The 9,990-nt window shown below is 40.2% G+C and carries 13 protein-coding genes; 2 read left to right on the plus strand and 11 right to left on the minus strand.

What is annotated here, in order from left to right; all coding sequences use genetic code 11:
• Positions 1 to 468: 468 nt before the first annotated feature.
• Genes WAX46_RS12050 through mce form a run of 4 tightly spaced genes read right to left on the minus strand, consistent with a single transcriptional unit; the run spans position 469 to position 3,967 of the window.
• Positions 469 to 933: a chemotaxis protein CheW gene (locus WAX46_RS12050; protein WP_226569422.1), complete on the minus strand. Its 465-nt coding sequence runs from the start codon at positions 931 to 933 to the stop codon at positions 469 to 471.
• A gap of 14 nt (positions 934 to 947) precedes the next feature.
• Positions 948 to 2,069, minus strand: a complete 1,122-nt coding sequence (locus WAX46_RS12055; RefSeq protein WP_226569424.1) for a M20/M25/M40 family metallo-hydrolase — start codon at positions 2,067 to 2,069, stop codon at positions 948 to 950.
• Between the two features lie 16 nt (positions 2,070 to 2,085).
• The gene (locus tag WAX46_RS12060) at positions 2,086 to 3,558 is read right to left on the minus strand and encodes an acyl-CoA carboxylase subunit beta (protein ID WP_226569426.1); all 1,473 of its coding nucleotides are present in this window, start codon (positions 3,556 to 3,558) and stop codon (positions 2,086 to 2,088) included.
• The gene (mce, locus tag WAX46_RS12065) at positions 3,545 to 3,967 is read right to left on the minus strand and encodes a methylmalonyl-CoA epimerase (protein ID WP_226569428.1); all 423 of its coding nucleotides are present in this window, start codon (positions 3,965 to 3,967) and stop codon (positions 3,545 to 3,547) included. The genes WAX46_RS12060 and mce overlap by 14 nt, the downstream gene beginning before the upstream one ends.
• Before the next feature lie 101 nt (positions 3,968 to 4,068).
• On the opposite strand from mce, the gene prli42 reads away from it, so the two are divergent.
• Positions 4,069 to 4,161 carry a stressosome-associated protein Prli42 gene (gene prli42 / locus WAX46_RS12070; protein WP_264188764.1) on the plus strand — a complete coding sequence of 31 codons (93 nt, stop codon included), beginning with the start codon at positions 4,069 to 4,071 and terminating at the stop codon, positions 4,159 to 4,161.
• A 27-nt stretch (positions 4,162 to 4,188) separates the two neighbouring features.
• Here prli42 and WAX46_RS12075 read toward each other — a convergent pair whose 3' ends face one another.
• From WAX46_RS12075 to WAX46_RS12100, 6 genes are all read right to left on the minus strand, one after another.
• On the minus strand, positions 4,189 to 4,710 hold the full coding sequence (locus WAX46_RS12075; RefSeq protein ID WP_226569431.1) for a L,D-transpeptidase: 522 nt from the start codon (positions 4,708 to 4,710) through the stop codon (positions 4,189 to 4,191).
• Positions 4,711 to 4,763: 53 nt separating this feature from the next.
• Positions 4,764 to 5,717: an aromatic acid exporter family protein gene (locus WAX46_RS12080; protein ID WP_336494104.1), complete on the minus strand. Its 954-nt coding sequence runs from the start codon at positions 5,715 to 5,717 to the stop codon at positions 4,764 to 4,766.
• Between the two features lie 117 nt (positions 5,718 to 5,834).
• Positions 5,835 to 6,557 carry an amino acid ABC transporter ATP-binding protein gene (locus WAX46_RS12085; protein WP_226569435.1) on the minus strand — a complete coding sequence of 241 codons (723 nt, stop codon included), beginning with the start codon at positions 6,555 to 6,557 and terminating at the stop codon, positions 5,835 to 5,837.
• Positions 6,550 to 7,203, minus strand: coding sequence for an amino acid ABC transporter permease (locus tag WAX46_RS12090; RefSeq protein WP_226569444.1), 654 nt, complete (start codon positions 7,201 to 7,203; stop codon positions 6,550 to 6,552). Before WAX46_RS12090 ends, WAX46_RS12085 begins: the two co-directional genes overlap by 8 nt.
• 126 nt (positions 7,204 to 7,329) lie before the next feature.
• Complete coding sequence (locus WAX46_RS12095; RefSeq protein WP_226569437.1) at positions 7,330 to 8,094, minus strand: transporter substrate-binding domain-containing protein; 765 nt, start codon at positions 8,092 to 8,094, stop codon at positions 7,330 to 7,332.
• Positions 8,095 to 8,290: 196 nt separating this feature from the next.
• Complete coding sequence (locus WAX46_RS12100; protein ID WP_336494106.1) at positions 8,291 to 8,728, minus strand: BrxA/BrxB family bacilliredoxin; 438 nt, start codon at positions 8,726 to 8,728, stop codon at positions 8,291 to 8,293.
• 167 nt (positions 8,729 to 8,895) lie between these two features.
• Here WAX46_RS12100 and WAX46_RS12105 point away from each other — a divergent pair, with 167 nt between their 5' ends.
• Positions 8,896 to 9,789, plus strand: a complete 894-nt coding sequence (locus WAX46_RS12105) for a YegS/Rv2252/BmrU family lipid kinase (protein ID WP_336494107.1) — start codon at positions 8,896 to 8,898, stop codon at positions 9,787 to 9,789.
• Positions 9,790 to 9,845: 56 nt separating this feature from the next.
• On the opposite strand, the gene WAX46_RS12110 is transcribed toward WAX46_RS12105, so the two are convergent.
• On the minus strand, positions 9,846 to 9,990 hold a 145-nt coding region (locus tag WAX46_RS12110; protein WP_336493244.1), incomplete at its 5' end, for an IS3 family transposase.

Here is a 9,990-nt window from a genome sequence, read left to right on the forward strand (position 1 = left end):
ATTCAACGCCTGATGAATGAATTGAGGATCTGGGCCATCATCCGAAAATCTATTAAGGCAATCTTACCTATTTAATGATCAACGGCCAAAAACTGTACCTGTCTGTGATGAAAGACTTGTATAATCGTTGCTTACCAGATTTGTCGAAGGAATAACCTGAAACTTGTAGTAGACACTCTTAAAAAAGCAAAAAAAAAAAACGAAATGTAAAGGAGTACTCCTGCATAGCGACCAGAGTTTCCAGTACACATCCCGCCTCTACCACTATCTACTCAAAAAATATCAAATGAAAGCCAGTATGTCGAGAAAAGGAAACTTTTGGGATAATGCTTGCATAGAAAGTTTATTTAGCCATTTTAAAACGGAATGTATGTATTTATATTCATTCAAAACTGCTAAAGCAGTATGTAAATATAGCCCATCAACGGTTCTACTGAAACCCCTTATCAACGGATAAGGGGCTTTTCTTTATGCCAATTCCTCTTTCATTCGCTCTGATAATTGATCGAGATCCTCAATTTTTCCAAGAAACTTACTTGGGTCCACTTGCAAAATCATCTTGTTTTCTCTCTCAACGACGCCGAAGAAATATTCAGATGCTTTTGTGTTCATATGAAATGGCTTGATCTCGCTTAGCTGGATATCAATGATATCTTTTGCATCTGAGACAAGGCACCCAATCATTTGATCGTTTAATTCAAATAGTAAAACCTTGGACTGTTCGGTTACATCAAGCGGCTTTCCGTGAAGCATGACGCCTGTGTCACTGACTGGAATGACCTCTCCTCTTAATGACATGAGTCCTTTAATTTCTTTTGGAAGGTTCGATACTTCTTGTAAATAAGGGACCTTCTCAATCGAACGAATATGCTCTACACTGATGCCAAAATCCTCTTGTCCCACTCGGAAAATAATGATCTTTTGCGTGTTCACAGAGTCTCCTGCCTTTACGATGGATTTGTCGTTTCTTCAATAATGGCGAGAACCATTTCAGCTGTCTTGACTAATTCTTCAATCGGCATTTTCTCGTTTTTCGTATGAATATCTTCATATCCAACAGCTAGGTTGACGGTTGGGACGCCGTTCCCAGCAATGACGTTTGCATCACTGCCTCCCCCGCTTGTCTGTAGTTCTGAAAGCCGGCTGATTTTCTCAGCCGCTTTTTTCGCCACTTCAACGACTTGATCGCCGTGAGAGAATTTGAAGCCTGGATACATGATGTCAATTTGTACATCGGCACTTCCGCCCATTTCTTTAGCGGTTTTTTCAAAGGCTTCTTTCATCTTTGCTACTTGTGCTTCCATTTTTACAGGTTCTAAAGAGCGTGCCTCTGCAAGAATATCGACTTGATCGCAAACAATATTCGTTTGTGTTCCGCCTTCAAAACGGCCGATATTCGCCGTTGTTTCTTCGTCAATGCGGCCGAGCGGCATGCTGGCAATCGCTTTTGATGCAATGGTAATTGCAGACACACCTTTTTCAGGTGCAACACCTGCGTGAGCTGTTTTCCCGTAAATGGTTGCACGTACTTTTGCCTGTGTTGGCGCAGCTACAATAATTGTACCGACCTTGCCATCTGAATCGAGGGCATAGCCATATTTCGCTGTCATCAGCTTTGGATCTAACGCTTTTGCTCCAACAAGTCCTGATTCCTCACCTGTCGTAATAACAAATTCAATGGTTCCATGTGGTAAATTTTTCTCTTTCAGCACCCTAATCGCTTCAAACATAGCGGCAAGTCCTGTTTTATCGTCAGCTCCAAGAATTGTTGTTCCATCCGTCTTGACATATCCGTCTTCAACGATTGGCTTGACCCCGTTACCTGGAACAACTGTATCCATATGAGAAGTGAAATAGATCGTATCAGCCTCTTGTTTTCCTTCAAGTGTGCAGATCAGGTTACCTGCACCGTGACCAGTTTTTGCTTTTGAATCGTCTTCGACCACCTTAAGTCCAAGCTGATTGAATTTCTCTTTTAAAACCTCAACAATTTTTTCTTCATGTTTTGTTTCGGAATCGACTTGAACGAGTTCTAAAAATTCGTCTAATAAGCGTTTCTCATTGATCATGATGGTGCTCCTCCTCTTATAGCGGCATGTTGCCATGCTTTTTTAACGGTCTATCTTCTTTTTTACTGCGAAGCAGGTCAAATGAGCGAATCAACCGCTCCCTCGTTTCAGAAGGCGTTAAAATATCGTCTATCAGCCCTAACTGAGCCGCTTTCACGACATTGGGTTCCATGTCAAACTCTCGTGATGCAGGATGAACAATTTCATCTGCGAACGTTTTTCCCATGACATCAATTTCTGAATCTGGCCATGCATAAACAAAGTCAGCGCCTAATCCCTTGCTATTCATAGCAACATATGCCCCGCCAAACGCCTTTCTTAAAATCACAGTAATTTTTGGGACAGTCGCCTCAGCGTACGCATATAGCAGCTTCGCACCATGACGGATAATCCCCGCATGCTCGGCTTTCTCCCCTGGTAAAAATCCGGGGACGTCTACAAGGGTTAAAATGGGGATATGAAACGCATCGCAAAACCGAATAAACCTGGCTGCTTTATCAGCAGCGTCAAGATCAAGGCTGCCTGCCAGCACCTTTGGCTGGTTGGCGACAAAACCAACCGAAGACCCTTTTAATCTGCCAAAACCTGTGACGATATTTTTCGAGAAACAAGGCTGGGTTTCAAAGAATGAGCCGTGATCAGTTATCGCTTTTACCACTTGTTTGACATCATAGGTGCGTGATGGATCCTTTGGCAATATCGTGCCTGGATCAATGGCATCATGCTTTGATGCCTTCGTCGCATGAATAGCCGTCTGTTGTTTCGTTGGTATGTACGTTAAAAGAGTTCGAACCGCTTGTAACACGTCCTTTTCATCTTTCCCAGTATAGTGCACATTCCCGCTTGTCTGATGCTGAACACTTGCACCGCCAAGCCGGTCAGGACAGACCGTTTCTCCTGTTGCTTTTTCTATGACTTTCGGACCAGTTAAAAACATATGGGCTGTTTGCTCCGTCATCAATACAAAATCAGTCAATGCAGGAGAATAAACTGCACCTCCAGCACAAGAACCTAAAATAACGGATATTTGCGGGATTTGACCAGAGTACAGCACATTACGTTTAAAAATCTGACCGTATCCTTCTAATGATACCACACCCTCTTGAATTCTCGCACCACCTGAGTCTTTTAGACCGATGATAGGCATTTGATTTTGAGCCGCCAAATCCATTAAAGAAGCGATTTTTTTGGCATGCATTTCGCCTAACGAGCCCCCATATACCGTCGCATCTTGTGCATAGACACATACGGGTCTTTCATGAATAAGTCCCGTACCAATGACCACACCGTCACCTACATGCTCTGACCGGTGACCTTTTGCAAACGGCTGGATTTCCATAAAACTTTCTTGGTCAAGAAGTTCATGAAGCCGTTCACGAACAGATAGCTTTCCTTTGTTCCGGTGAACGATTACTCGTTTTTCACCACCGCCCATTAAAGCCTTCTTTCTCCATTTAGACAAGTCATTGAACGATTCATTCATCGCCATATTTCTCTCCTTTCAAGGCCTCACACAATTCAAATAAAACACCCGATGTTTCTTTTGGTGAAATAAACGCGATGCGCTTTCCATTAGCCCCCAGTTGTGCAGTTTTTTGAATGAGCTGTACGCCTAGCTGGTCAAGTTGACTAAGGTCAACCTGAATATCACCTGATTTTAATGCAATATGATGAACCCCCTCTCCTCTTTTCGTTAAGAAGGTATGTAGTTTGCTGTGATCTGACATCGGTTCAATCAATTCAATGTGCAGGTCACCTAGTGGAGCGAAGGACGCCTTGATCTCCTGCTCAGGAATTTCTTTTATGTCTGAAAATTGCCAGTTAAACAGGTGGTGAAGCGTTTGACTTGTTTTTTTAATAGAAAAGACAGCAATGGCGATATGATCGATTTGGTTCATCCATTCACTTCCTTTTTTGATCACTTGTCGCATGTGAAAAAACCAGATAAAATAAAGAAAGGTGCGCTCGTCGCAAAAATTTTCGGTTATAGGGGTGCGTTATGTCTCAGAAATTCATGAAATGTATGGTATTGCTCATGATTAGCCTCTTGTTAATTTCTTCACTTTTAGCAGGAGCGGCAACCTTTTTATAAGGGTTTTGATAAAAGCAGACAAGCAGGTTATTCGTTCGATAAACGAATGGCCTGTTTGTCTTTGGCTAGCTTTTCAAATGAATCGTTTGATTTCGTAATCCACACCTTTGTTCCAATTGGAAGCTGTTCAAACAGCTTTTCTACATCTTGATTATGAAGTCTCACACAGCCTGCCGTGATAAATTTCCCGATCGATGTTTCGTCACTTGTCCCATGAATCCCATAGGTTCTCCCATCTGTTCCTCGTGCATCAAATCCAATCCATCTTCGCCCAAGGGGGTTATTCTTCGCGCCACCTTCTATATTTTTTCTTCTGTAATAAGGATCTTTCGCTTTGATCATAATGGTAAATTCACCTTCTGGCGTTAAACCCGTTGTTTTCCCTGTAGAAGCAGGATATACCTCTTGTACTTTTCCATGATCAATATAAGCAAGTTCATTCGTTTGTTTATTAATAATGACATATGGATCTCCTGGAAGCGGATTCTGCCCAATCGGCCAGATAGGCGAAAGGGACATGGTCAACACGGTGTAAAATAAAAGACGCATAGACTCCTCCTTTTTTCATTAGATTGACCAATGAAGGAGGAACTCATGCGTCTCTATTCTTTCATCCCTTTAAAATAGCTTTTCAGCACTAAATATTGTTCCATTTCCCCGAGGAAATGAAAAAGTGCGGCTCTTGCTTCAAATTCTTCTCGTGTTTGTGGAAGCGGAAGAGCATCGAACTCTTCTTTCATATCAATGAGGCGTCTTAAAAACTTATGCGCCGTGTTGCCTGGGTGAATATGTTCGCGTAAGTCTCTGACGTATTCTGCAATGATTTGTCCATGCTCTGTTGTGATGGAAATGGATGTAATTTTTGGAAGCACACGCTCAATGATCTCAAATTGCTTTTGTCTCATGTTGAAATAATGATAATACAGATTTTCATGTCTTAGCACATGATTTTCAACATCACGATATGCGAGAGCTTTTGCTTCCTTGATCAATTGATGTGTCTCTGGTATTTCTTTTCCTGTCCAGTCCTGTTTCCCTGTCATTAAATATTGTTCGATTTCTTCAAAGATTTTTGCAAAATTGGTTTCAATCTGTTCACTGTATTGTTTCAGCTTATTATCAACGCTTGGCATATACAGGTTCATTATGAGTGCTACACCAACACCAATCGTGATCAGTAGAAGCTCATTCCAAATGAGATGAAGGGTAATCCCGCCAGACATGTAAAGATGAAGGATGATGACAGAGCTTGTGACAATCCCTTCTTTAATTCGGAGCAAAACGGTTGTCGGAATGAAGATGAGCAGCATGAGCCCTATGACGAAAGGATGATAACCAATCAGATCAAAAAATAAATAAGAAAATAAAATCGCAAGACTGCATGCTGCAAACCGGGCACCTGATGCTAAGAGTGACCTTTTTTTCGTCACCTGAATACACAGGATCGTAATAATCCCAGCAGCTGAATAATTTTGCAAGCCAAGCATTTGTGCAAGATAAATGGCTATAGCTGTTCCTAATGCTGTTTTCAGCGTTCGGTAGCCGATTTTAAACATGATGTGATTCACTCTTTTCTGTCTTGTTCCATTCACTTTTGTGAAATGATGTATTTTTACTTTCCCCATTATAATCAAAAAAAGAAGAAGATGTTAAGTCTCCTTCTGTTTTTTTAATTATAATATTTTTTGCAAGAAGTCTTGAGCACGCTGCGAAGACGGTGATTCAAAGAATTGCACAGGATTCGCATCTTCCACAATTTTCCCGTCATCCATAAAGATCACACGGTCGGCCACTTCTTTTGCGAAGCCCATTTCATGTGTGACGATTACGAGCGTCATCCCGGATTGAGCCAGCTCTTTCATGACCTCTAATACTTCTTTCACCATTTCAGGATCAAGTGCAGAAGTTGGTTCGTCAAACAGCATAATATCTGGTGTCATCGCAAGGGCACGTGCAATCGCCACACGCTGCTTTTGACCGCCGGATAAACGATTTGGATAATCATCTTTCTTCTCTAAAAGCCCTACCTTTTTTAAAAGGTCTTCCGCTTGTTTGAGACTGTCTTCCTGCGATTGATTCTTCACATTCATTGGAGCATACGTAATATTTTCTAGCACGGTTTTATGAGGAAACAGATGGAAATGCTGAAACACCATGCCAATGTTTTCGCGGACTTTTAGTGCATTGGTTTTTGAATTTGTGATCTCTGTATCCTTAATCGTAATGACACCTGAAGTCGGCTTTTCAAGTAAGTTGATGCAGCGAAGGAACGTCGATTTTCCTGAACCAGATGGTCCAATGACTGAGACAACTTCTCCTTCTTTAATGGTGGTGTCAATTCCTTTCAGTACTTCATTTTTGCCAAACGTTTTTGTTAGTTTCTCTATTTTAATCATTTAATTTTAACTTCCTTTCCACCGATTTGCCGACAAAGGTGAGAACAAGCACGATGACATAATAGATGAGACCTGCAAAAATAAGCGGTTCAAGATAATTATACGTGACGGCACCTGCTTGATAGGCTCGTCTCATGACATCGCCCAGTCCTATGACTGTGACAATAGCAGATTCTTTTGTCAGTGTAATCGTTTCGTTCACAAGTGCAGGGGAAATATTTTTAAATGCTTGCGGAAGCAATAAGTCCTTCATCATTTTAGCATAAGGTATGCCTAAAGCAACGGCCGCTTCTTTTTGACCTTTATCAATCGCATTAATACCCGCACGAATAATTTCAGATACATATGCCGCTGAGTTTAGTGAAAATGCCGCAACAGCAGCCGTGTATTGATCGATTTGAAAGCCAATCAGTTGGGGCAGACCAAAATAGATAATGAGCAGCTGAAGCACAAGCGGTGTGCCTCTAAAAATCGATGTATAAAAATCTGCAAGCCAAATGAGTGGCTTAAATACACTGATTTTGCAGAGCGTTAATAAAATCCCTAAAATAAAACCAATGAAGAGTGACACGACTACAATAGAAAGCGTGACCTTAAGACCTTCTAAAATAAAGGGCATCTGAGGTATTACATCTTTAAAATCCATCATTACATTCTCCTTTTTTTGCCTTCATATGAAATCAAAGAATAAACAGGAAAAAGTTCAACACATGTTGAACTTTTCAGCGCTTTCTAATTAATTTTCATGAATGACGCTGATCCTTTTCTTGACTTACTTTTCATCAGCAAACCATTTTTTAATCAATTGATCTAGTTCGCCATTATCTTTCATTTCTTTTAATGATTGATTGAATTTCTCTGTTAAGTCGCTATTTTTTTTGAATGCAATGGCTAAACCTTCGTTTGAGCTATTCAGTCCAAACGATTGGAAATCTTTTTCCTTTTTTAAATAACCAGCAGCCACTTTGTCTTCAATAATCGCTGCATCAAAACGTCCTGCTTTGATTTCTTGAATGATATCAGAAATTTTATTACGATCTTCAACCTTTAAATTATATTTCTTTTGCAAATCGTTTGCTTCATCTTGTTGAATAGATCCTAATTGAACACCAACTGTTTTGTCTTGTAAATCTTTCTCTGTTTTTATACCGCTTGATTTCTTTGATACAACCATGTTTTCTGCATTGTAATATACATCAGAGAAATCAACTTCTTTTTTACGTTTTTCTGTAGGCGTCATTCCTGCAAGAACAATATCAGCTTTGTTTGTTTTAAGTGCTGATACAAGGCTCGCAAAGTCCATGTCTTGAATTTCTAGTTTATAGCCATTCTTTTTCGCAAGTGCTTTTGCAAGATCTACATCAAAACCAACAATTTTATCGCCATCTTTTGATTCAAATGGCGGATAATCTGCTGATGTCGCCATAACGAGTGTTTTGTCATCCCCTGATGCGTTTGAATTATTAGAAGAAGTTCCGCACGCTGCTATTGCAGTTGCCAGACCAGCTGTCATAAGTAATAATAACCACTTTTTCATATGATAATGCCTCCCAGTATTTAAACTCATGTGTAGATTTGAATATTTATTCACTATAATGTATTTTAAACACTTTCTTTTTGATATGCAATAGTAATTTTCTAAAATTTTTTTGATTCTTATGCCTTATAAAACAAAAAAACAGACCGATCAAAAGACCGGACTGCTTCATATTTATTCGTCCAAAAGTACCATTTTATATTTCTTCACAATGCTCATCGAAAGCGACCTGAAGTTTTGACACCACTTCCATTGCCTCGTGTCCTTCAATTTCATGACGCTCCACCATTTTGATGATCTTTCCATCCTTTAATAGGGCAAATGATGGTGAAGACGGCGGGAAACCTTCAAAGTATTCACGTGCTCTTGCCGTTGCCTCTTTGTCCTGTCCAGCAAACACTGTTAGCAATTGATCTGGACGCTTATCGTAATGAACCGAATAACCAGCAGCTGGCCTTGCAATACTGCCAGCACAGCCGCATACTGAATTGACCATGACAAGTGCCGTTCCTTTTTTAGTCAGTGCTTCATCTACTTCTTCAGCTGTTGTCAGTTCTGTGTAGCCTGCTTGCTTAATCTCTTCTCTCGCTTGTTTCACAATATCATTCATAAATAAATTAAAATCAATATTCATATCCGTCCACTCCTTCTACGTACCAAAACCATTTTCTCCATCATATCAAGGAAAACGCCTTTGGGCAAATGTGTTGTCTGTTCCCATCTCTCTTTTTCCGCGCATCGTTTATGAGCTGTCAAATTGGGGAAAAGTAATGAAAAAGAGATATAAGGGAGAACTGCATGATGGCACAATTTAAGAAAGCGATGCTTATATATAATGGAAATGCTGGACAAAAAAACATAGAAAAAACATTAGGTCAAACAGTTCCTCTTCTTTCTCTATATATTGATGAACTCATACTTAAACCAACGAAATTGCCACGGGATGCCTATCATTTCTGCCGTGCGATAGATGAGACAGTTGAATTGCTGATTATAATAGGGGGAGATGGAACCGTACATGAATGTATGAACGGTATCGGTGGTTTAGCAAAAAGGCCAGCTGTAGCGATATTACCGGGCGGGACATGCAATGACTTTTCTAGAACGCTTGGCATTCCTCAACAAATGCAAAAAGCCGCTCAAATGATTGTAGACGGGAAGAAAAAAAAGGTTGACTTCGTGAAAGCCGAAGATCGATACTTTTTAAACTTCTGGGGGATTGGTCTTATTGCAGACACCTCCAATAATATTAATAACAAAGAAAAAGCCTTACTGGGAAAAATCAGCTATTTTACGAGTGCCATTCGGACCCTTCAGCAAACAGATCTTTTTCACGTACGTATTGAAACCGAAGAGGAAAACTGGGAAGAGGAAGCCGTGTTCGTCCTAGTGATGAATGGACAATTTATCGGAACAAATAAAATTGATTTACCAAATGCCGCAATTGATGATGGAAAAGCTGAGATTTTAATTTGCAGAAATACTAGTTTCTCTGCTTTAAAAGAGATATTTTCAATGAATCGGGAAGAGCTAGAGGATTTTACCGGAGACCTGTCTCTCATACAAGCATCTCGTATTCATATCCACACAAAAGAGGAAATGAATGTAGATACAGATGGTGAAGTCTACATGACATCTCCCTCTTCCCTCGAGGTATTAAAACAACACTTGACCTTTATTGTTCCATCAGAATAAAAAACGCCCGACTTCAGGGACTGACCCCCGTTTTTGAGACAGGGATCAAAACACCTTTATACAGCCAATTGCCGATAGTTTATCGGTGATTGGTTGTTTAGTTTTGTTTGAATACGAATGTTGTTATAATAATAAATGTATTCTTTGACAGTGCGTTCTACGATGTTGGTCGTAGTTCGATCAATCCTGTTAAGATAGAAC

Origin of the sequence: Bacillus sp. FJAT-53060, assembly GCF_037104745.1 — a bacterium.
Classification (GTDB): Bacteria; Bacillota; Bacilli; order Bacillales; family Bacillaceae; genus Bacillus; species Bacillus stratosphericus_B.

Bases quoted from the DNA above. Each gene is read 5' to 3' on its own strand.
- WAX46_RS12055 (WP_226569424.1), bottom strand. From the start codon at position 2,069: ATGATCAATGAGAAACGCTTATTAGACGAATTTTTAGAACTCGTTCAA.
- WAX46_RS12060 (WP_226569426.1), bottom strand. From the start codon at position 3,558: ATGGCGATGAATGAATCGTTCAATGACTTGTCTAAATGGAGAAAGAAG.
- mce (WP_226569428.1), bottom strand. From the start codon at position 3,967: ATGAACCAAATCGATCATATCGCCATTGCTGTCTTTTCTATTAAAAAA.
- prli42 (WP_264188764.1), top strand. From the start codon at position 4,069: ATGTCTCAGAAATTCATGAAATGTATGGTATTGCTCATGATTAGCCTC.
- WAX46_RS12075 (WP_226569431.1), bottom strand. From the start codon at position 4,710: ATGCGTCTTTTATTTTACACCGTGTTGACCATGTCCCTTTCGCCTATC.
- WAX46_RS12080 (WP_336494104.1), bottom strand. From the start codon at position 5,717: ATGTTTAAAATCGGCTACCGAACGCTGAAAACAGCATTAGGAACAGCT.
- WAX46_RS12085 (WP_226569435.1), bottom strand. From the start codon at position 6,557: ATGATTAAAATAGAGAAACTAACAAAAACGTTTGGCAAAAATGAAGTA.
- WAX46_RS12090 (WP_226569444.1), bottom strand. From the start codon at position 7,203: ATGGATTTTAAAGATGTAATACCTCAGATGCCCTTTATTTTAGAAGGT.
- WAX46_RS12095 (WP_226569437.1), bottom strand. From the start codon at position 8,094: ATGAAAAAGTGGTTATTATTACTTATGACAGCTGGTCTGGCAACTGCA.
- WAX46_RS12100 (WP_336494106.1), bottom strand. From the start codon at position 8,728: ATGAATATTGATTTTAATTTATTTATGAATGATATTGTGAAACAAGCG.
- WAX46_RS12105 (WP_336494107.1), top strand. From the start codon at position 8,896: ATGGCACAATTTAAGAAAGCGATGCTTATATATAATGGAAATGCTGGA.